This is a genomic window from Dermacoccus sp. SAI-028, assembly GCF_004346775.1.
Classification (GTDB): domain Bacteria; phylum Actinomycetota; class Actinomycetes; order Actinomycetales; family Dermatophilaceae; genus Dermacoccus; species Dermacoccus nishinomiyaensis.
Genome location: NZ_SMFS01000001.1, coordinates 1,902,883 through 1,924,040, shown reverse-complemented (window position 1 = coordinate 1,924,040; position 21,158 = coordinate 1,902,883). Strand labels below are relative to the sequence as shown.

The window sequence follows — 21,158 nt, the reverse complement described above, 5'->3', positions numbered from 1 at the left end:
TACTCGCGGGTAACCTTGGGGCCATGAATCAGGTCTACGGCATGTACAAGAAGCTCACAGCGAAGAACGACAAGGCGGGGCGCGCAGCGTTCTCGGCCGCGTTCGCGCTCAAGGCGCCCTACTTCCGCACGGTCGCCCCGATGATCCAGACGATGGAGCCGCACCGCGGCGTCGTGAAGATCAAGAAGTGGTGGGGTGTGCAGAACCACATCGGCACCGTGCACGCCATCGCCATCGCCAACGGCATGGAGTGCGCCATGGGGCTGCTCGCGGAGGCGACGACGCCCGACGACATGCGCTGGATCCCCAAGGGCATCACGCTCGACTACGTCGCGAAGACGCCCGGCGACATCGAGTGCATCGCCGAGACGACGCCGGAGGACTGGGACAAGGAGCCGCCGTTCCAGGTCGACGTCAAGGTGACGGGGCGCCTCGTCGAGGACGGCACGGTCGCCGTCGAGGGCATCATCCCGATCTACGTCTCGGCCAAGAAGAAGAAGTGACGTTCACCCCGCCGCCGTGGCCAGAAGCGCCGCGGCGGCGGGGTTCGTCAACCGCCGTGGGCCGGCCCAGACGGCCCTCAGGTTGCGGGTGAGGTCGACGCCGTCGACGCCGACCTCCACGAGGGTGCCCGCACGCAGCGCGTCGTCGACAGCGAGCCGGCTGAGGACGGCGGGAGCCGTCCCGGCCGCGGCGGAAACCCGCACGGCGGCGTTGCTCGCCAGCTCGAGCGCCGGGGGAGCGACATCGAGCGGCGCGAGGGCGCGGCGCAAGGCCACCCGCGTGCCCGAGCCCGACTCGCGCGCGACGAGCGGTGTGGCCGCCAGTTCCTCGGCGCGGACACGTGAGCGCGCGGCCCACGGATGCTGCGGCGCGACGACGAGGACGAGGTCGTCATGCGCGACGACGACGGAGTTCAACCCTGGCGGAGCGCCGGGGCCCTCGATGAACCCCAGATCCACCTCACCGCCGCGTGCCGCGGCGAGCACCTCCGTCGTGTTGCCGACGGCTACCGAGATGCCGCGCGTCTCGCCAAGCGATGGGTCGTGAGGGGAAGCGCCACCGGCGCCCGCGCCACCCGCGGCGTGCTGCCACCCCGCGATCCATCCCGGTAACAGGTGTTCGGCGACCGTCTGGCTCGCCATGACGACGAGGGGCGCCTGCGTACGAGCGCGCAGTGCCGCGACTCCCGTCTCGAGGGCGCGCGCCGCCTCGAGCGTCGCGCGCGCCCATTCGACGACGAGCAGGCCGTCGGTCGTGACGCGGGCACCGGTCGTCGCGCGATGGATGAGCGACAGGCCGAGCCCGCGCTCCAGCCGGGCGATGCTGCGACTCGCGTTGGGTTGCGCCACCCCGCAGCGTCGGGCGGCCGCACTGAGCGAGCCCTCATCGGCGAGTGCCACGAGCAGTTCGAGCGTCGCGAGGTCGGGCCAGGTCGTCACCACTCCAGCCTATATGCGAAACGCATACCCCCATGCCGGATATAGGGCTACCGGGCGAGCCGACACGGCGGGAGCATGGAACCCATGAGCACAGCCACCGCCACCGACGTCATGCCTCACCGCACCACCGGCTCGTTCTTCGCGAACACGACGGTGCCCGCGGCGTCGCCGGCTTGGTACGGCAGTGTCATGGGCAGCGCCATCCTGGCGACGCTGAGCGAACTGCGCACCGACGTCATCCCGTTCGGTCACCTGCTCGCCGTGGTGTTCTGGCTCATCGCCTGTACGTTGCTCGTCGCCCTCACCGCCGCGTTCGTCGTCCGTATCGCTCGTGACCGCGACGCGTTGCGTGCGAGCATCGCGAACCCCGTCGCGATGGCGCAGTGGGGCATGGTCTCGATGGGCGTCCTCGCCGTCGGTTCGGCGACATCGGCGGTGCTCCCGACAATCTCCGCGGGCCTGAGGGACGCAGCCTGGCGGGCCGACCTCGTCCTGTGGGTCATCGGCACCGTCATCGGCCTCGCCACCGCCGTCGCCGTGCCGGCCCGTCTGCTCGTCGCCGACCCGAGCACACCGACGACCGCGTGGGGTCTGGCGGTCGTGCCGCCGATGGTCTCGGCGACCGCCGGCGCCGGCATCGTCGGTTGGCTGAGCGACCCGCAGGCGCGCGTATGGGTGCTGCTCGCGAGCGCGGCCTGCTTCTTCGTCGCGCTCGTGCTCGGGGTCATCATCTTCGCGATCGCCTACCGCCACCACTGGCTCGTCGAGCCGCTGCCGCTCGCGGCGTCGATCACCGCGTGGCTGCCGCTCGGCGTCGTCGGTCAGTCGACGGCGGCTGCGCAGGCCATCGCGAGGCAATCGGCGTCGATGCTGCAGGGCCCGATCGCGACGACGGTGACCCAGGCCGGGCACGTCTACGGCTACGTCATGCTGACGATCGGGGTGCCGCTCGTCGCGTGGGCGCTCGCCATGACGGTGCGTGGCTTCACGAAGCGCATGCCGTTCAGCCCAGGCTGGTGGGGCATGACGTTCCCCGTCGGCACGCTCGTGCTTGGCTCGTCGATGCTGGGGCTCAGCTCGCACCACGCGATCTTCACCTGGGCCGGTGCGGCGCTGTATCTCTTCCTGCTCGGCACCTGGAGCGTCTGCGCGATCAGCTCGCTGCTCGCGGTGTGTCACCAGCGCGCTCTGCGTCACGCCTGAACGCGGCGATGAGCTGGGCGCGGCAGGGATGGACGGCAACGGTGCGACGCCGAGCGGTGCGACAATGACCAGATGCCGCAGATGCCCGACGGAATCCCCGCCCCTGACGACGGTGCCCTCCCGTCCGCTGCGCTCGCGACGCTGGCGGGCGGTGCGTTCGGGCTGTACGTCCACGTGCCGTTCTGCGTGACGCGCTGCGGTTACTGCGACTTCAACACCTACACGCTCACCGAGCTCGGTGAGCCGGGCGCGAGTGTCAGCACATACGCGGACGCCGCGCTGCGCGAGCTGGATCTCGCGGCACGTGAGCTGGGCGAGGCGCCCAGCGGCGTCCCCGTCATCGAGACCGTCTTCATCGGCGGCGGCACCCCGACGATGCTGCCCGCCGACGACCTCGTCCGCATCCTCGCGAAGGCGCGCGAGCTGTTCGGTCTCGCCGAGGGGTGCGAGGTCACGACGGAGGCCAACCCCGATTCGGTCGACGAGACCTACCTGCGCACCCTCGCCGACGGTGGTTTCACGCGCGTCAGCATCGGCATGCAGTCGGCCGTCCCGCACGTGCTCGCGACGCTCGAGCGCACGCACGACCCGGCCAACGTCGAACGCGCCGTGCGCGCCGCGAAGGACGTCGGGCTGCAGGTCAGCATCGATCTCATCTACGGCGCGCCGGGTGAGAGTCTCGACGACTGGCGCACCTCGCTCGACGCGGCGATCGCGCTGGAGCCCGACCACATCAGCGCCTACGCCCTCGTCGTCGAGGAGGGCACGAAGATGGGGGCGCAGGTGCGTCGCGGCGAGCTGCCCCTGCCCGATGACGACGACGAGGCCGACAAGTACGAGCTCGCCGACGCCTTGCTCGCGGATGCCGGGTACGACTGGTACGAGGTGTCGAACTGGGCGCGCTCGCCGCAGACGCAGTGCCGCCACAACCTCGCGTACTGGCGCGACGAGCCGTGGTGGGGTGTCGGCCCCGGCGCGCACAGCCACGTCGGCGGCGTGCGCTGGTGGAACGTCAAGCATCCGCGCGCCTACGCCCAACGCGTCAACGCGGGGCTCTCGCCGGCGCTGGCACGCGAACTGCTCGACGAGCGCCAGCGCTATGAGGAACGCGTCCTACTCCAGGTGCGCCTCGCCGAGGGACTTCCTCTCGACATTCTCGACGAGGACGGGCGACGCGCCGTCGCCGGCCTCGTCGCCTCGGGGCTGATCGACGGCCCGTCAGCGGTGCGCGACAAACGAGTTCGTCTGACGCTGCGCGGTCGCCTGCTCACCGACACCGTCGTGCGGGCGCTGCTCGCGATCTGAGCCGCGCGCACCGAGACGCCCGCCTCCCGGGGCTGGCCTGCCTCAGGGGCGATCCCCGGGCCCCTGCGTGCCCGCCTGCGCCGACCCCGACGACCGAAGGGGGCGCCGATGAACGGCTCCGACTACTCGACGACGACGCTGCCGCTCCTGTTCGTCTTCATCTCCTTCGTCGTCACCTTCCTCGTGACGCGCCTCATCCGCGCCGGCAAGGGTCCGTTCAAGGACAACGTCTCCCAGGACGGCGTCCACGTTCACCCCGCCGTCTAAGGCATCTTCGCGCTGCTTGGCCGGCGCGGTCATGAACACGGCGGCCGAGAGTTCGGTCTTCCGCGTCCTGGGGGCGATCCTCATCGGCGCGGGCGCCTCGCTCATCCTGGGCGAGTTCGCGTTTTCCGGAGGCGGTGATCTTGGGCGAGAAGTCGACGCCCCCGAGCAGGTGGTTGGCGCCCCAGACGATGGTGATGGCGGCGATGCCGCCCCGTGCGCCGACGAGCCAGGAACCCAGCGCGCCCTCCTTGACGAAGCCGAGGTCGCGTGAGGTGATGTGCCAGGCCCGGCGGAAGACGAAGGCCGCGATCGCGAGCTGCAGCGCCATCGTCACGACGCCGATCGGCGTCACGAGGCCGTTCTCGCTGTCGCCGAACAGATCACCGACGGCGGCGACGAGACTGCCAGCGAACATGGCGAGCAGCAGGAGGCCGAGGGCACCGAGGACGTTCTTGAGCGCCGAACGCTTGTCGACGGCGGCGACGCCCTCGCGCTAACGGGGGGCCGGGGTCAGGGCAGGGATGATGATTCTTTTCTTAAATCGGGTAGCACGAAGCGCCGCGGCACGGGGTGCCGAGGGAACGTTGTCAGGGGTGGGGGCGAGCCCAGCGCTCACACGAGGTGCGCTGTTGGGGCGGGGCGTCGCGACGTGGGCCGCATCAGTTGAGGATGCGGATCTGGAACGGGTAGTCGTAGCTCTCGCCACGCGCCGAGCGCAGCGCTCCCTTGACGTGGCACCACGCGGCGACGAGGAAGATGACGGCCCAGAGCACGAGCGCGACGGGAATGCCGACGAGGGTTAAGACCAGAACCCAACCGACGATGTAGAGAATCGAGAACGCAACGTTGAAGTTGAACGCCCCGGCCGCTGCGCGGCGCACCGCGGCGGAGCGGTTTCTGTAGATGAACCACACGATGAGCGGGCCGAGGAAGCTCACCCATCCCGCAGACAGGATCGCGGCGGCCGGCGCCGACAGGTGCGCGACGATCGAGGCGGCGCGCTCGTCATCGCTGAGGTGACCCTGGCCGGTGACGGGCGGCTCGGCGCCGTACGGAGCGCCGGCCAGCCGTCCGGCTCCCTGGCCCTGCGTGCGCTCGTCGGGGTAGGGGTACGGCTGGGAGTTGCTCACGACGTCTCCTGGTGTCGAAGGGTGAATCTCTCGTTCACTGACCATGATTCCGTGTCTGCGTCCCGAGCGCATCCCCCGCGGGATCGATATTCGCGGGCCCCGGCGTCCATCCCGGGGATGATGTCGGCGCACGCCGCGCCATCCCGGCGTCTCACTGCTGCGCGGGGTCGGTGACGAAGTCGATGAGCTCCTCGACGCGTCCGAGCAGTTCGGGTTGCAGGTCGGCGTACGTGCGCACGGTGCCGAGGATCTGCTTCCATCCGCGCGCGACGTCCGCCTGCGTCGCGTGCGGCCAGCCGAGCTCGGCGAGGATGCCGTGCTTCCACGACTGCCCCTTGGGGATGACGGGCCACTTCGACCAGCCGAGCCGCTCGGGTCGTACGGACTGCCACACGTCGACGTAGGGGTGGCCGACGATGAGCACGTGGTCGCGTGCCTGCGGCAGGGCGCGTGCCTTCTCGACGATTCGTGCCTCCTTCGTGCCGGGCACGAGGTGGTCGACGAGGATGCCGAGGCGGCGTCCCTTCTCGGGTCGGAAGTCGCGGATGACGGCCGCGAGATCGTCGACGCCCTCGAGGTATTCGACGACGACGCCCTCGATGCGCAGGTCGTCACCCCACACCTTCTCGACGAGTTCGGCGTCGTGCCGTCCCTCGACGAAAATTCGCGAACCCAGCGCGACGCGCGCCTTCGCCCCGGGGACGGCGAGCGAACCGGACGCCGTCCGCCCGGCCTGCGTCTGCTGCTCGGCGAGGCGCGCGGCGGTGGCGGGTCGGGGCGCAACGAGTGTCACGGGTTCGCCGTCGACGAGGAAGCCGGCGCCGAGCGGAAATCCGCGGGCCTTGCCGAAGCGGTCCTCGAGGAAGACGACGTGCTGCCCGCCCGACTTCTCGACGCGCACGACGGCGCCGACGTAACCGCTCTGGGCGTCCTCGACGACGACGTCGAGCTCAGCGGGCACCTCGCGCGAACGCCCACGTCGAGGCGCGCGCCAATCGCCGGAGAGGACGTCGGAGCCGTAACGGTCGGTCATGGCGATCAGGGTAGAACCGCCCACCGACAACCGCCGTCGCGGCGCGCCGAGAACGATGGCCGCGGGCGCAGCCAGGCGCCCGTCGCGGCGTCGCCGAGGGCCGGGGAGCGCGCGCCTGCCGACCGACGGACGATGGACGACGGCGCGAGGGAATCGCCCGCGACGCTGTGGGCGAACACACCCCGCATGATTTGGCACTCGCTCGGCGTGAGTGCCAATCTTGGACGGACTGCAGATCGAAGGACGGTATCGAGGCGCGGGAGGTGAGCGCATGAGCGACGAACGGCGGCTCGAGGTGCTGCGCGCCATCGTGCAGGACTATGTCGCGACGTCCGAACCGGTGGGTTCGAAGGCGTTGCTCGAACGTCATCAGCTCGGCGTCTCCGCCGCGACGATCCGCAATGACATGGCCGCCCTCGAGGACGCCGGTCTCATCTCCGCGCCGCACACCTCGGCCGGTCGCGTGCCCACCGATGCCGGCTACCGAATCTTCGTCGACCGCCTCAGCCAGGTGCGGCCGCTGAGCGCGACACAGCGTCGAGCGATCGAGACGTTCTTGCGTCAGAGCGTCGACCTCGACGACATCGTCGAGCGCACCGCCCGGCTGCTCGCCACGCTGACGAACCAGGCGGCCGTCATGCAGTACCCGTCGCTGCGGCGCTCACGGGTGCGGCACATCGAGCTCGTGCCGGCCGCCGAGGGGCGCCTGTCGCTCGTCGTCATCCTCGACTCAGGTCGCATCGAGCAGCGTCTCGTCTCCGTCGCCTCCGCCGACGACGAGCGCCTCGTCCAGACGCTGCGAGCGCGCGTCAACGAGGTCTCCGGCGCGCGGTTGCTCACCGAGGCCGCCGCGGCCATGACCGAGCTGGGCGCGGAGTTCGAGCCGGGGCAGCGTGCGGACGTCGACACGATCGTCGCGACGATCGCCGCGGTGTTCGCCGAGGACCGGGAGGAGCGCGTCGTGCTCGCGGGGACGGCGAACCTCGCGCGTGCCGGGCTGCGCGACGACGCGGGCCTCAGCGTCAGCCGTGTTCTCGAGGCGCTGGAGGAGCACGTCGTCCTCATGCGCCTCATCAGCACACGCGACGACGATCCGACGCACGAGGTGACCGTCCGCATCGGCGCCGAGAACGACTTCGCAGGCCTCGAGTCGACCTCGCTCGTGACGACGGCCTACGGCAGCGACGCCGTCGCGACGCTCGGCGTGCTCGGCCCGACCCGCATGGACTACCCGCAGACGATGGCGAACGTGCGCGCGGTCGCCCGCTACGTCTCCGAACTTCTCGAGCAGTGATGGCTCGGGCGCACCACGACCACATGAGTGATGAAATCTTCACCCGTCGAAAGCAAGGATGCTCGTGAACGACTACTACGCCGAACTCGGTGTCACGCGTGAGGCCTCCGTCGAGGAGATCAAGCGCGCCTACCGCAAGAAGGCCCGCAAGCTGCACCCCGACGTCAACCCCTCCCCGGAGGCGGCCGAGGAGTTCAAGCGCGTCGGGCAGGCCTACGACGTGCTCGGCGATCCGCAGAAGAAGGCGGCCTACGACCAGGGCGTCGACCCCTACGCGCCCGGCGGTGGCGCCGGGTTCAGCTTCAGCGACATCATGGACGCGTTCTTCACGGGGGGTGCCGCAGGGGGAGGCGGCGGCCCGCGCAGCCGCGTCCAGCACGGCCAGGACGCGTTGCTGCCGCTCGACATCCAACTCGCCACGGCCGTCTTCGGCGGCGAGCAGGAGCTGACGTTCGACACGGCCGTCGTCTGCTCGACCTGTCATGGCGACGGTTCGCGTCCCGGCACGGGCAAGCACACGTGTGACGTGTGCGGCGGTGCGGGGCAGACGCAGCAGGTGCAGCGCAGCTTCCTCGGCCAGGTGTTGACGTCGCGTCCGTGCACCGCGTGCCAGGGGTACGGCGACATCATCGACAGCCCGTGTTTCGAGTGCGACGGCAACGGCCGCAAGCGCGACACGCGCACCATCACGATCAAGGTACCCGCCGGCGTCGACACCGGCACGCGCATCCAGCTGCGTGGTGAAGGCGAGGTCGGCCCCGGCGGCGGCCCCGCCGGTGACCTGTACGTCGAGGTACGCGTCGAGAAGCACCCGATGTTCCAGCGTCAGGGCGACGATCTGCACTGCTCGCTCGAGCTGCCGATGTCGGCCGCGGCGCTCGGCGCCACGGTGCCGTTCGAGACGCTCGACGGCTCGCGCGACATCGACATCAAGGCCGGCACGCAGCCCGGCGACGTCATCACCCTCAAGGGCCTCGGCGTCACGCGGCTGCGCACCGACAACCGCGGCGACCTGCTCGTGCACGCCAACGTGCGCACCCCGAGCAAGCTGACGGCCGAGCAGGCCGACCTGCTGCGTCAGTTCGCCGAGTCGCGCGGAGAGGACTCGCCGGCGCCGAAGTTCCAGCCCGTCAACCAGGGCCTGCTCGGCAAGCTGCGTCAGGCCTGGAAGGGCTGAGGCGTGACCGCGCACCTCTACTTCGTCGCACCCGGCGCTCTGTCCGACGACATGGCGCCGGGTGCACCCGTCGTGCTCGCGGGTGACGAGGGACGCCACGCCGTCACCGTCAAGCGGATGGGTGTCGGTGAGCAGATCCTGCTCGCCGACGGCGAGGGCCTCGTCGCGCACGCCGTGGTCGCAGAGACCACGAAGGGCGAGCTGACGGCGCACGTGAGCGAGGTGACGCGCGAGACGCCGCCGGCGGTGACGTTCACGCTCGTCCAGGCGCTCGCTAAGGGTGATCGCGACCTGCAGGCGGTGGAGGCGGCGACGGAGCTCGGCGTCGACGCCGTCGTGCCGTGGCAGGCGGAGCGTTCCATCGTGCAGTGGAGGGGTGAGCGCGCCGAGAAGGCCCGCCGTAAATGGGTGGCGCAGGCCGAGGCGGCCACGAAACAATCACGACGGGCGACGCCCCCGCGCATCAGTGACCTCGTGACGAAGAACGCTGCGGCGCAGGCGATCTCGGCCACCGTCGCGGAGGGCGGCCTCGCGCTCGTCCTGCACGAGGACGCCGAGGCGAGTCTCGCGCAGGTCGAGCTGCCGTCGGCCGGTGACGTGATGCTCGTCGTCGGCCCCGAGGGCGGCATCACGCCCGCCGAGCTCGACGCGTTCGTCGCGGCCGGTGCCACGCCGGTGCGGATGGGCGCCACCGTGCTGCGTTCGTCGTCGGCCGGCCCGGCGGCGCTCGCCGCCCTGCTCGCGCGCTCGCGCTGGGTCTGAGCGCCCGAGCGACCACTAGACTGGAGACACGATGACTGACGCTTCCGCGCCCTCCGAGCGCACCCCTCACGACCCTGACGGCCAGGCTGCCTCGCAGCAGACGCGCATCGTCATCCCGCCCGACGTCGCGATGGTGCAGTTGCTCGGGCCGCAGGATCAGCTGATGCGCACGATCGAGCGCGCCTTCCCGCGCCTGTTCGTCTTTGCGCGCGGCAATGAGCTGACGATCGACGGCCCGCGCGAGGACGCGGCGATCGTCGAGACCCTCGTCGGTGAGCTGCTCACGATGATCGATGCGGGCCACCAGATCAACCGTGACGCCGTCGAGCGCTCTATCGGCATGCTGCGCGGCAAGAACGCGCAGCGCCCCGCCGACGTGCTGACGACGAACATCATCTCCAGCCGCGGGCGCACGATCCGCCCGAAGACACTGGGGCAGAAGGAGTACGTCGACGCGATCGACCGCAACACGATCGTCTTCGGCATCGGCCCGGCCGGTACGGGCAAGACGTATCTGGCGATGGCGAAGGCCGTCGCGGCGCTGCAGGCCAAACAGGTCAACCGCATCATCCTGACGCGCCCTGCCGTCGAGGCCGGTGAGCGCCTCGGCTTCCTGCCCGGCACGCTCAACGACAAGATCGACCCGTATCTGCGTCCGCTCTACGACGCGCTGCACGACATGATCGACCCCGACTCGATCCCGAAGCTCATGGCCGCAGGCACGATCGAGGTCGCGCCGCTCGCGTACATGCGCGGGCGCACGCTCAACGACTCGTTCATCATCCTCGACGAGGCGCAGAACACGAGCAGCGAGCAGATGCGCATGTTCCTCACGCGCCTCGGCTTCGGTTCGAAGATCGTCGTGACGGGTGACGTCACGCAGGTCGACCTGCCGGGTGGCACGACGTCGGGCCTGCGGGTCATCGAGGACGTGCTCACCGGAATCGACGACGTCCACTTCGCCCACCTCGACTCGAGCGACGTCGTGCGTCACCGCCTCGTCTCCGACATCGTCGACGCCTACGGCCGCTACGACGCGGCAGCCGAACGTCGCCGCGCCGAGGCGAAGAAGCGCCGCGAGGCGCGCGCCGGCGGCGAGGGGCAGCCGGCATGACGATCGACATCGCCAACGAGACCGACGTCGACGTCGAGCTGGACGAGATCCACGACTGCGCGCGCTACGCGATGGACGCGATGTTCGTCCACCCCAACGTCGAGCTGAGCATCCGCATCATCGACGAGGCAGCGATGGAGACGCTGCACGTGCAGTGGATGGATCTGCCGGGCCCGACGGACGTCATGAGCTTCCCGATGGACGAGCTGACGCCCGGCAGCGAGCGCGAGCCGTCCCAGGAGGGCATGCTCGGCGACATCGTCCTGTGCCCGAGCGTCGCCGCCGCGCAGGCGGCCGCAGCCGGGCACGACACGATGGAGGAGCTGCTGCTGCTCACCGTCCACGGTGTGCTGCACCTGCTCGGCTACGACCACGCCGAACCGGACGAGCGCGTCGAGATGTTCGAACTGCAGCGCACGATCCTGCTCACCTACCTCGCGAGCCGCGGGCGCAGCACGGAGGCGGGCACCATCCGCATCGCGCCGCCGTCCGGGCGCGAGTGACCCCGCAGACCTTGGGAGTGAACCGCACGTGACCATCGTGCTGATCGCCGCGCTCGTCAGCGTGGTCATGGGCTTCGTCTTCGCCCTCGTCGAGTCGGCGCTCGGGCGCGTGACGCGTCACCGCGTCGTCGCGCTCGCCGAGGAGGGCCACGCCGGCGCCTCGGCGCTCGGACGCATCGTCGACAACCACGCGACGGCGCTCATGGTGCTGACATTCCTGCGCGTCGGCGCCGAGATGACGGCCGCCGTCCTCGTCACCGTCGCCGCGACACGCGCGTTCGACGGCGCGTTCTGGCCGAGCCTCGCGACGGCCGTCGCCGTCATGGCGATCGCCTCGTTCGTGCTCGTCGGCGTCTCGCCGCGCACGCTGGGCCACCAGCACGCCGACAAGGTGGCGCTCGCGACGGCGCGGCCCGTCCTCGTCGCGCTCACGGTGCTCTCACCGCTCGCGCGGCTGCTCGTGACGCTGGGCAACGCGGTCACCCCGGGTGAGGGCTACAAGGACGGCCCATTCGACTCCGAGGCGGAGTTGCGCGAGTTCGTCGACCTCGCTGAGGATTCCGACCTCATCGAGGCCGACGAGCGGCGCATGATCCACAGCGTGTTCGAGCTCGGCGACACGATCGTGCGCGAGGTCATGGTGCCGCGCACCGACATGATCACGATCGACGGCTACAAGAGCCTGCACCAGGCGATGAACCTGTTCGTGCGCTCCGGCTACTCGCGCGTGCCCGTCATCGGCGAGAACTCCGACGACCTCGTCGGCCTGCTGTACTTCAAAGACGTCGTGCGGCGCACGCTCACCGGCGACGCGGACGCCATCGCCATCTCCGAGGTGATGCGCGATCTCGCGTTCGTGCCCGAGTCGAAGCCCGTCGACGCGTTGCTCAAGGAGATGCAGCGCGACCGCGTCCACTTCGCCGTCGTCATCGACGAGTACGGCGGCACCGCCGGCATCGTGACGATGGAGGACATCGTCGAGGAGATCGTCGGCGAGATCGACGACGAGTACGACCGCGTGACGCCCGGCGTCGAGGAACTGGGGGACGGCCGCACGCGCGTTCCGGCTCGCATGTCGATCGACGACCTGAGCGAGATGTACGGCGTCAGCATCGACGAGGACGACATCGACACCGTCGGTGGTCTGCTCGCCAAGCTCGTCGGGCGCGTGCCGCTCGTCGGCGCGAGCGGCGAGATCGACGGGCTGCGCCTCACGGCTGAGAAGATGGCAGGACGACGCCACCAGCTCGCGACGTTGATCGTCGAGCGTGTGGAACCCGAAGATCCCACCGACCCGGACGGGCGTGGGGACGAGCGCAGCGCCGAGACGCGCGGCGAGGAGACGGATCGATGACCGAGCACGACACGACCCACGACGGCGAGATCTACCGCGCCGGTTTCGCCTGCCTCGTCGGGCGGCCCAACGCGGGCAAGTCGACGCTGACGAACGCGCTCGTCGGCGACAAGGTGGCGATCACCTCGAGCAAGCCGCAGACGACGCGTCACACGATCCGTGGGATCGTGACGCGCCCCGACGGCCAGATCGTCCTCGTCGACACCCCCGGCCTGCACAAGCCGCGCACGCTGCTCGGTGAGCGCCTCAACGACGTCGTGCGCGAGACGCTGCTCGACGTCGACGTCATCGGGTTCTGCCTGCCCGCCGACCAGAAGATCGGCCCGGGCGATCAGTTCATCGCGAAGGACCTCGCCGAGCTGCAGCGCGTGCGCAAGCGCCCCGTCGTCGCGCTCGTGACGAAGACCGACACCGTCGATCGGGAGCGACTCGCCGAGCACCTCATCGAGGTCGACCGTCTCGGGGAGTGGGCCGCGATCGTTCCGTGTTCGGCAGTTTCGGGCAAGCAGGTCGATGATGTGGCGAACGTGCTGCTGGGTTACCTGCCCGAGTCGCCTCAGCTGTACCCCGACGACGTGCTGACCGACGAGTCGGACACCGTCATGATCGCCGAGCTCATCCGCGAGGCCGCGCTCGAGGGCGTGCGTGACGAGTTGCCGCACTCGTTGGCCGTCGTCGTCGAGGAGATGGTGCCGCGTGAGGATCGCCCGGCCGACAAGCCGCTCATGGACGTGCGCGTCAACATCTTCGTCGAGCGTCCCAGCCAGAAGGCCATCATCATCGGCCGCGGCGGTTCGCGGCTGCGCGAGGTCGGCACCACGGCGCGCGAGGGCATCGAGAAGCTGCTCGGGCAGCGGGTCTACCTCGACCTGCACGTCAAGGTGGCGAAGGACTGGCAGCGCGACCCGAAGCAGCTGGGCAAGCTGGGATTCAACTTCTGAGGTTTTCGTATGAGTGAGCACATGAAGGACCACGAGGCGTGGGCCGAGTTCGGTGACGTGCTGCGGTTGCCGATCAACCCCGAGACCGACTATGTCGGCGGGATTCCCTGGGAGGGAGCCGGGTTCAAGCCTGAGTTGCCGCTCGTCGACATCGGCCCCGGCTCGGGCCTGACGACGGTCGCGCTCGCCGAGCAGTTCCCCGACGCCGAGATCATCGCCGTCGAACCCGACCCGTGGATGCGCTCGATGCTCATGATGCGCATCGCCGAGCGCGACTCGCTGCGTGCACGCGCCACCGTCGTGCCGAACTCGATCCTCGACGCGTGGATGCCCGAGCAGATCGGTGGCGCGCTGCTGTTCAACGTCATCTACTTCCTCGGCGGACGCGCGCGCCTCGCGTTCTGGGATCGCATGGCGCAGGTGCTGCCCGAGGGCGCACCGATCCTCATGAGCCGCGCGTACGGCGTCGTCGACACGGGTGAGGAGCTCGTGCGCACGGCGAGTTCGACGATGGGGCGCAACACCTACGAGCGGTGGCGTCAGACGGTTCCGGTCAAGGACGGGCGCGTCGAGATCACCAACACGTACAAGACGATCCGCGGCGGCGAGGTCGTGCGTGAGGTGACGACGAAGATCGCGCCGTTCTCGCTCGACGAGGAACTCGTCGTCTCCGAGATCCCGATCGGCAAGTTCGCCATCGAGGAACTGAGCGAGAAGTACCTCGTCATCCGCCGCGCGCCCGACATCCGACGCTGAGCGCTCGTCGCCGACCGCTTGCCTGAGGTCTGAAAGTCCGCAATTCGTGATTGCAGTCCTCACGAGATGAGTTGAGGTCCGAAACCCTGCAGTGCAGAGTGTCGGACCTCAACTCGTCTGGGCCGGGTTCGCACAGCGTGGGAGGTCACACGACGCGCAGGGCCTCTCCGGGCGTCACCGTCGTGGCGCGACGCGCGGGCGGCAGGGCCGCGACGAGGACCAGCGCGAGAGCTGCGACGACGATGACGGCGAGCACCTCGAACGGTAGACCCCAGACGAAGCCGTCGTTGCCGGCCCCGATGAGCGACTGCGCGCCGAGCGAACCGAGCAGCACGCCGAGGGCGATGCCGACGAGCACGGCCGTCAACCCGAGCGCGAGCGACTCGCGCGTCACCATGCCGCGGATCTGACGCGCCGTGAAGCCCATGGCGCGCAGCATGCCGATCTCGCGGCGGCGCTGGATGACGACGAGCGACATCGTGCTGACGAAGCCGACGCCCGCGATGATCGAGGCGATGACGACGAGCGACATCATGAGGATCGAGACCATGTGCATGACGTCGAGCGCTTGTGCCCTCTCAGCGGCGCTCAGATCTCACGTCGTGATCGACTCCGACAGCGCGGCGCTGCCGGAGGCGAACGTCGTGACGAGGCCGACGCCGATGACGAGGCCGAGCGTGGCGCGCGTCGTGCGCATCGGGTCAGCGACGGCGTTGCGGCGTGCGATGCGCGCGTCGGGGCCGGCTCCGAGCAGGCGTCCGAAGATGGCGACCAGGCGCGGCAGGACGAAGGGCGCGCCCGTGATGAGGCCGAGACGGCGCACGCGCGCGTCGCGGTGCACGCCGAGCTCGGCGCAGATCGGGGCGTAGAGAAAGTCACCGAAGATGATGAAGGCGTGCGGGTCGACGAGCTGCATGGCGCCGCCTGCTGCCGCCAGGTCGAACATCAGGCGCAGGGTGTGACGGCGGACAAGGAACGCAATGAAGATCGCGACGCTCGCCGCCACGCCCCACCCGGAGCCGTTGCGGCCCGACATGACGCTGAGCGACAGCCCTGTCAGGGCAAGTGCAAAGAGCCCCTCGGCCGCCATGATCCAGCGTCGCGCACGTGGCCCGCGGCTCCAGATGTCGTTCACCCGCCCAGCTATTCACGCCGCGCGCCGGGCCGTCGTCATCCTGTGGTGGGATGAGCGCGCGGTAACGACGCACCGCCGGCGAGGAAGCTTGCGGCAGCCCGCCGCCGTCCGCCTGCTGGACGACGGCGACGTGCGGGTGGTGGTGTGGGGCGCGTCACCCCTAGGTTGGTGGCATGCGCACGGTTCGGGGAGTGAGTCTCCTTCTTCGTTGCCGCGGTGGGGCCAACTAGTCGGCCATCCTCACCGCGGGGTTGAATGGTGCTCGGCCGGCACCCGCAACGAACGCAGTGAGGCGAACACCACCCATGCACGGATCTCAGCAGCCGACGACGATGCCGATCGGCAAGTACGTCCCCTTCCACGAGCAGATCAAGGTCGACCTGCCCGACCGCACGTGGCCCGACAAGATCATCGAGAAGGCGCCGCGTTGGTGCGCCGTCGATCTGCGTGACGGCAACCAGGCGCTCATCGACCCGATGGATTCCGAGCGCAAGATGCGCATGTTCAAGCTGCTCGTGCAGATGGGCTACAAGGACATCGAGGTCGGTTTCCCGTCGGCGTCCGACACGGACTTCAACTTCGTCCGCGAACTGATCGACGGCGGCCACATCCCCGACGACGTGACGATCCAGGTGCTGACGCAGTGCCGCGACCACCTCATCGAGAAGACGTTCGACGCCATCAAGGGTGCGCCGAGCGCGATCGTCCACTTCTACAACTCGACGTCGGTGCTGCAGCGTCGCGTGGTGTTCAACCTCGACGAGGACGGCATCGTCGACATCGCCCTGCAGGGGGCGCGGTTGTGCAAGAAGCTCGCCGAGACGATCCCCGAGACGAAGGTGTACTTCGAGTACTCGCCCGAGTCGTACACGGGAACCGAGCTCGAATTCGCGGCGCGCATCTGCAACGAGGTCATCGGCGTCATCGAGCCGACGCCCGATCACAAGATGATCATCAACCTGCCGGCGACCGTCGAGATGGCGACGCCGAACGTGTACGCCGACTCGGTCGAGTGGATGTCGCGTCACCTCGACAGTCGCGAGTCCGTCGTGCTGTCGCTGCACCCGCACAACGACCGCGGCGAGGGTGTCGCGGCTGCGGAGCTGGGCTACATGGCGGGCGCCGACCGCATCGAGGGCTGCCTGTTCGGCAACGGTGAGCGCACCGGCAACGTCTGCCTCGTCACCCTGGGCATGAACCTGTTCGGTCAGGGCATCGACCCGATGATCGACTTCTCCGACATCCAGACGATCCGTTCGACGGTCGAGTACTGCAACCAGCTGCCCGTCGGCGAACGTCACCCGTACGGCGGCGACCTCGTCTTCACGGCGTTCTCCGGTTCGCACCAGGACGCCATCAAGAAGGGCTTCGACGACATGGAGCGTCAGTCGAAGGAGACGGGCAAGTCGATCGACGAGCTCGTCTGGGGTGTGCCGTATCTGCCCGTCGACCCGCACGACGTCGGGCGCTCGTACGAGGCCGTCGTGCGCGTCAACAGCCAGAGCGGCAAGGGTGGCGTGTCGTACCTGCTGAAGAGCGAGTACAACCTCGACCTGCCGCGCCGCCTGCAGATCGAGTTCGCTGGCGTCGTGCAGCAGTGGACGGACACAGCCGGCGGCGAGGTGACGCCGCAGTGGCTGTGGTCGACCTTCTCCGACGAGTACCTGCCCGGCACCGGTGAGGGCGAGCGCGCCTGGGGTCGTTTCAAGCCGGTCGGCAGCCAGCTCGACTCGACGGACGACGGCCGCGACAAGATCACCGTCCGTCTGCTCGATCGCGGCGAGCCCGTGACGATCTCGGGTGAGGGTAACGGACCCATCGACGCCTTCTTCGACGCGCTGAGCACCATTGACGTCGACGTGCGCCTCCTCGACTACACGGAGCACACGCTCTCGTCCGGCGAGGATTCGAAGGCTGCGGCGTACGTCGAGTGCGCCATCGGCGACCGCGTGCTGTGGGGCGTCGGCATCCACGAATCGACGGTGCGTGCGTCGCTCATGGCGATCCTGTCGGCCGTCAACCGTGCCGAGCGTGACGCGGAGGCGGCTGCGGCCTGACGGCTGGGCCAAGGGTTGTGGAGGTTCGCGCTCTGGGTAGCGCGAACTTCCACAACTATTTCGGTGTTCCGCGACGCATGAGGCACTCGGTGCAACACGGCATAATGGGACGAGCGGGTGGAACCCAGCGACCGGGGAAGGTGCTGGGCTCCACCCGCTTCGTCGTGTCAGGGTGACGGGCGTTGTGCGACATACCGCGGGGAGCGCTCAGAAGAGCGCCGCATCCGATGACATGCCCGGTCGCCGATGCTTGGACGGGGGCAGCGGAGCGCGACAGGAATCGTGGGGGAGGCGTCGCAACTCTCGCTCGATCCAGCGCATGATGACGGCGACGACGTAGACCTGATGCTCGTCTGTCAGCGGGTGGTGCTTGACGATGCCGTGGTGCTTCGCGAGGCATCCGCGGCAACAGGTCGCCGTCGCGTGTTGAGCCAGGAAGACCGGATGGCCGCGCATCGGGGTCTGCCGGCCGTCGTTGTCGGGATTGGCAGCGGCGAGGCGCTCGCCGATGAAGCGCGCGGCATGGGTTTCGATCTCGCGACGCCCCCGATCGCGCGCGTACCGCGCATCGGCCGGGCTGAGATGGAACTTCGCCCTGAACGATGATCGCCCGATCCGGTCGAGCACGCCGTCAAGGGTTTCGACACTGCGGGTCGCAAGAGTGGGCGTCGAAGAACGGGGCCGTGGGTCGGGCATGGCTACTGCTCCCCAGGTCGTCGAGGCGCGGGCGCCGTGGGCGCGTCCTGTGGTCCCACGCCCCTCGGCTGCAGGCTGACGGCATGCGTCACGGGGTTGAATCTCATCTCACGTCGTAGGGCCGGAACTGGATGCTGATGCGAGGCCCGACGGACTTCGTCGTCTTCGGAACGGCATGCTCCCAGGTCCGTTGACAAGAGCCACCCATGACGAGCAGGTCGCCGTGGCCGATCTGGAAGCGCAGGCTCTGCCCGCCACCGACGGGGCGAAGCGCCAGTGTGCGCGGCGAGCCGATCGAGACGATGGCGATCATCGTGTCCTTCGTGCTCGAGCGGCCCTCCTTGTCGCCGTGCCACGCGACGGAATCACGGCCGTCACGGTAGAGGCACATGCCGGCGGTGGTGAATGGCTCGCCGAGTTCGGGGGCGTAATGGTCGCTCAGCGCGCGTTGGGCGTCGCGCATCACGGGGTCGGGCCAGCGTTCGTCGCCGCGGTAGAAGCGCAGCAAGCGGGGCGTGGTGACCTCCTTGTCCCACATGACGCGACGCTCGCCCCGCCAGTCGACGCCCGCGCTGCCACCGAGCATGAGGCGGCCGAACAACTCGTCAGCGCCGGTGATGAAGCCGGGGCGCAGGTCGACCCAGGCCCCGCGCGTCAGCTGGGTGCGACGGACGGCGCCTACGAGCGGACGCACGCCGACCTCCTCGACCTGGTCGAGCAGCGACCCCTGCAACCCTGCGAACATGTGTTCGATTATGCGCCTCTTGTCCTGACTCGTCCAGCCCCGCCCTTTACGCCCAGATGCACCCGGGTGCAGTTGGACGCAGGGGGAAACGGCGGGGGTGGGGGAGCAGAACGCATGTCGGCGGCTGAGGCATGCCTGGGGACGCATCCGCCCGACGAGTTGCGCCGTCAGCGGACGAGACGCGGGCCCGCTATCGCTGACGCAGGCAACCGCGAGACAATGGAGACATGCCTCCCCTCTACCGTGACGCCGCCATCGTGCTGCGCACCCACAAGCTGGGGGAGGCCGATCGCATCATCACGATGCTGACGCGCAATCACGGCAAGAAGCGCGCCGTCGCGAAGGGCGTGCGCAAGACGAAGTCGAAGTTCGGGGCGCGTCTCGAGCCGGGCATGGTCGTCGACATCCAGCTGCACGAGGGGCGCAACCTCGACGTCGTCACTCAGGTCGACCTCCTCGCCTCCTACGGCGACGCCATCGCGCAGGACTATCCCTCCTACACCGCGTGTGCCGCGATGCTCGAGACGGCAGACCGGCTCTGCGAGGATTCCGACCGCGTCGTGGCCCACTTCAACCTTCTCGCCGGGGCGCTCGCAGCGCTCGCGCAGCGTCAGATCCCCGCGCATCTCGTACTCGACGCCTACCTCGTGCGTTCCGTCGCGACGGCCGGGTGGACGCCGAGCTTCATCGACTGCGCCGGCTGCGGCGACCCCGGCCCGCAGCGTGCGTTCAACCTCGCCGTCGGTGGCGCCGTCTGCCCGCAGTGCCGCCCGCCCGGATCGACCGCGCCGATGCCCGAGACGTTCGTCCTCATGGACGCCCTGCTGCGCGGCCACTGGAACGCCGTCGCCGCGACGAGCGACGACGCGCGTCGACAGTCGAGCAACCTCATCGCCGCATACGTCCAATGGCACCTCGAACACGGCGTGCGCTCGCTCAGGCACGTCGATCGCGGCGACTACACCGTCGTCGCTCGCTCGACCCCACCCGCGACACCCGCCGAGCCTGCGACGCACGACGCGCACCCGGCGTCCTGAGAGACTGTCCTCACCGAGACGTCGGGACACCTACGTCACGCAGCACGACGACAAGAATCACGACCCGAAGGACGACGCCCGTGCCGATCTCACCCGACCCGCACCCCAGCGGCGCCACGCCGCCCGCGATTCCTGCTGAGCTGGTGCCGCAGCACATCGCGATGGTCATGGACGGCAACGGGCGTTGGGCCAACGAGCGCGGTCTGCCGCGCACGAAGGGCCACGAGGCGGGTGAGGCGATGCTGATCGACGTCGTCGCCGGCTGCATCCAACTCGGCGTCAAGAACATCAGCGCCTACGCGTTCTCGACGGAGAACTGGCGCCGTTCGCCGGAGGAGGTGCGCTTCCTCATGGGCTTCAACCGCGACACGATCCGTCGTCGCGTCGACCTGCTCGACTCGTGGGGCGTGCGCGTCATCTGGTCGGGGCGCAAGCCGCGGCTGTGGCGTTCTGTCGTGCGCGAGCTCGAAGTCGCCCAGGAGCGCACGAAGAACAACACCGTCTGCACCCTGCAGATGTGCGTCAACTACGGCGGGCGCGCAGAGCTCGTCGATGCCACACGCTCGCTCGCTGACGACGTCGCGGCCGGCCGGTTGAACCCGAAGAAGATCACCGAGAAGACGATCCAGAGCTACCTCTACGCGCCGGGCCTGCCGGACGTCGACCTGTTCGTGCGCAGCTCCGGCGAGCAGCGGACGAGCAACTTCCAGCTATGGCAGAGCGCCTACGCCGAGATGGTCTTCCTCGACACGCTGTGGCCCGACTTCGACCGTCGCAAGCTGTGGGAGGCCGTCGACATCTACGCCCGGCGCGACCGTCGCTATGGCGGAGCCGTCGACGCCGTCGCCGCTCAGCAGGCTGCGGACGACGCTGCGGCGGCAGCTCGTGCGCCGTCGAAGCCCAAGCCGTCCTACGACCCGGTGCTCATGGGGGACCCCGACGCTGACGGCGGCGGCATCTACGAGGACGACGGCCTCATCGACTGACCCGGCCCCCCTGCGATTTACGAAGGTCGACGAAAAGCGCACAGAGGGACGCAGTTCGCAGTGGTGTCAGATGCCGGCCGCGTCGCCTGATTCACCCCTCGAGACCGGAGTCCGGGGCAGTGCCGTCATGGTATTCAGTGCCGCCGTGACGCGTCAGCGCCGCCGTGACACGGTGGAGACGGCGCCTTCGTGAGGTGTTTGCGCCGTCGCCATGCGGCAGG

23 protein-coding genes are annotated in these 21,158 nt (G+C 69.3%); 15 read left to right on the top strand and 8 right to left on the bottom strand.

The window, feature by feature from the left end:
- Positions 1-23: 23 nt before the first annotated feature.
- Entirely contained in the window at positions 24-503 is a 480-nt protein-coding gene (locus EDC82_RS08770; RefSeq protein WP_074045585.1) for a hotdog fold domain-containing protein, read from the top strand.
- A gap of 3 nt (positions 504-506) precedes the next feature.
- Here EDC82_RS08770 and EDC82_RS08765 read toward each other — a convergent pair whose 3' ends face one another.
- Positions 507-1,442, bottom strand: coding sequence for a LysR family transcriptional regulator (locus EDC82_RS08765; RefSeq protein WP_074045586.1), 936 nt, complete (start codon positions 1,440-1,442; stop codon positions 507-509).
- A gap of 84 nt (positions 1,443-1,526) precedes the next feature.
- Between EDC82_RS08765 and EDC82_RS08760 the strand changes: the two genes are divergently transcribed.
- From EDC82_RS08760 to EDC82_RS14535, 3 genes are all read left to right on the top strand, one after another.
- Complete coding sequence (locus EDC82_RS08760) at positions 1,527-2,645, top strand: TDT family transporter (RefSeq protein WP_083607200.1); 1,119 nt, start codon at positions 1,527-1,529, stop codon at positions 2,643-2,645.
- A 72-nt stretch (positions 2,646-2,717) separates the two neighbouring features.
- On the top strand, positions 2,718-3,950 hold the full coding sequence (hemW, locus tag EDC82_RS08755) for a radical SAM family heme chaperone HemW (protein WP_131941184.1): 1,233 nt from the start codon (positions 2,718-2,720) through the stop codon (positions 3,948-3,950).
- Positions 3,951-4,058: 108 nt separating this feature from the next.
- A complete protein-coding gene (locus tag EDC82_RS14535) occupies positions 4,059-4,217 on the top strand; it encodes a hypothetical protein (protein WP_160126212.1) in 159 nt (52 codons plus the stop codon).
- On the opposite strand, the gene EDC82_RS08750 is transcribed toward EDC82_RS14535, so the two are convergent.
- From EDC82_RS08750 to EDC82_RS08740, 3 genes are all read right to left on the bottom strand, one after another.
- Entirely contained in the window at positions 4,168-4,632 is a 465-nt protein-coding gene (locus tag EDC82_RS08750; protein ID WP_131941182.1) for a hypothetical protein, read from the bottom strand. The genes EDC82_RS14535 and EDC82_RS08750 overlap by 50 nt on opposite strands.
- A 244-nt stretch (positions 4,633-4,876) precedes the next feature.
- Positions 4,877-5,347 carry a DUF4870 domain-containing protein gene (locus EDC82_RS08745; RefSeq protein WP_006944228.1) on the bottom strand — a complete coding sequence of 157 codons (471 nt, stop codon included), beginning with the start codon at positions 5,345-5,347 and terminating at the stop codon, positions 4,877-4,879.
- A gap of 151 nt (positions 5,348-5,498) precedes the next feature.
- On the bottom strand, positions 5,499-6,380 hold the full coding sequence (locus tag EDC82_RS08740; RefSeq protein ID WP_040014389.1) for a DUF3097 domain-containing protein: 882 nt from the start codon (positions 6,378-6,380) through the stop codon (positions 5,499-5,501).
- Positions 6,381-6,651: 271 nt separating this feature from the next.
- Between EDC82_RS08740 and hrcA the strand changes: the two genes are divergently transcribed.
- From hrcA to EDC82_RS08700, 8 genes are all read left to right on the top strand, one after another.
- On the top strand, positions 6,652-7,674 hold the full coding sequence (hrcA, locus tag EDC82_RS08735; RefSeq protein WP_062257786.1) for a heat-inducible transcriptional repressor HrcA: 1,023 nt from the start codon (positions 6,652-6,654) through the stop codon (positions 7,672-7,674).
- Between the two features lie 64 nt (positions 7,675-7,738).
- Positions 7,739-8,851, top strand: a complete 1,113-nt coding sequence (gene dnaJ, locus EDC82_RS08730) for a molecular chaperone DnaJ (RefSeq protein WP_062257843.1) — start codon at positions 7,739-7,741, stop codon at positions 8,849-8,851.
- A 3-nt stretch (positions 8,852-8,854) separates the two neighbouring features.
- Positions 8,855-9,613, top strand: coding sequence for a 16S rRNA (uracil(1498)-N(3))-methyltransferase (locus EDC82_RS08725; protein WP_074045590.1), 759 nt, complete (start codon positions 8,855-8,857; stop codon positions 9,611-9,613).
- A gap of 31 nt (positions 9,614-9,644) precedes the next feature.
- A complete protein-coding gene (locus tag EDC82_RS08720) occupies positions 9,645-10,727 on the top strand; it encodes a PhoH family protein (RefSeq protein WP_074039888.1) in 1,083 nt (360 codons plus the stop codon).
- Positions 10,724-11,230, top strand: coding sequence for an rRNA maturation RNase YbeY (gene ybeY / locus EDC82_RS08715; protein WP_006944324.1), 507 nt, complete (start codon positions 10,724-10,726; stop codon positions 11,228-11,230). Before EDC82_RS08720 ends, ybeY begins: the two co-directional genes overlap by 4 nt.
- 28 nt (positions 11,231-11,258) lie before the next feature.
- The gene (locus EDC82_RS08710; protein ID WP_062257790.1) at positions 11,259-12,584 is read left to right on the top strand and encodes a hemolysin family protein; all 1,326 of its coding nucleotides are present in this window, start codon (positions 11,259-11,261) and stop codon (positions 12,582-12,584) included.
- Positions 12,581-13,525, top strand: coding sequence for a GTPase Era (gene era / locus EDC82_RS08705; RefSeq protein ID WP_006944283.1), 945 nt, complete (start codon positions 12,581-12,583; stop codon positions 13,523-13,525). Before EDC82_RS08710 ends, era begins: the two co-directional genes overlap by 4 nt.
- Positions 13,526-13,534: 9 nt before the next feature.
- Complete coding sequence (locus tag EDC82_RS08700; protein ID WP_235006170.1) at positions 13,535-14,281, top strand: trans-aconitate 2-methyltransferase; 747 nt, start codon at positions 13,535-13,537, stop codon at positions 14,279-14,281.
- 145 nt (positions 14,282-14,426) lie between these two features.
- On the opposite strand, the gene EDC82_RS08695 is transcribed toward EDC82_RS08700, so the two are convergent.
- On the bottom strand, positions 14,427-14,831 hold the full coding sequence (locus EDC82_RS08695) for an ABC transporter permease (RefSeq protein WP_160126211.1): 405 nt from the start codon (positions 14,829-14,831) through the stop codon (positions 14,427-14,429).
- A gap of 45 nt (positions 14,832-14,876) precedes the next feature.
- Positions 14,877-15,416, bottom strand: a complete 540-nt coding sequence (locus EDC82_RS08690) for a hypothetical protein (RefSeq protein WP_131941176.1) — start codon at positions 15,414-15,416, stop codon at positions 14,877-14,879.
- A gap of 305 nt (positions 15,417-15,721) precedes the next feature.
- Between EDC82_RS08690 and leuA the strand changes: the two genes are divergently transcribed.
- Complete coding sequence (leuA, locus tag EDC82_RS08685) at positions 15,722-17,473, top strand: 2-isopropylmalate synthase (protein WP_074039893.1); 1,752 nt, start codon at positions 15,722-15,724, stop codon at positions 17,471-17,473.
- Positions 17,474-17,680: 207 nt separating this feature from the next.
- On the opposite strand, the gene EDC82_RS08680 is transcribed toward leuA, so the two are convergent.
- Together EDC82_RS08680 and EDC82_RS08675 are read right to left on the bottom strand one after the other, a co-directional pair.
- Positions 17,681-18,169: a DUF4186 domain-containing protein gene (locus tag EDC82_RS08680; protein ID WP_074039895.1), complete on the bottom strand. Its 489-nt coding sequence runs from the start codon at positions 18,167-18,169 to the stop codon at positions 17,681-17,683.
- A 103-nt stretch (positions 18,170-18,272) separates the two neighbouring features.
- Positions 18,273-18,914, bottom strand: coding sequence for an alpha-ketoglutarate-dependent dioxygenase AlkB (locus EDC82_RS08675; RefSeq protein ID WP_131941174.1), 642 nt, complete (start codon positions 18,912-18,914; stop codon positions 18,273-18,275).
- Between the two features lie 227 nt (positions 18,915-19,141).
- Here EDC82_RS08675 and recO point away from each other — a divergent pair, with 227 nt between their 5' ends.
- A complete protein-coding gene (gene recO / locus EDC82_RS08670) occupies positions 19,142-19,951 on the top strand; it encodes a DNA repair protein RecO (protein WP_038568662.1) in 810 nt (269 codons plus the stop codon).
- A gap of 56 nt (positions 19,952-20,007) precedes the next feature.
- Entirely contained in the window at positions 20,008-20,937 is a 930-nt protein-coding gene (locus EDC82_RS08665) for an isoprenyl transferase (RefSeq protein WP_370448850.1), read from the top strand.
- Positions 20,938-21,158 lie beyond the last annotated feature (221 nt).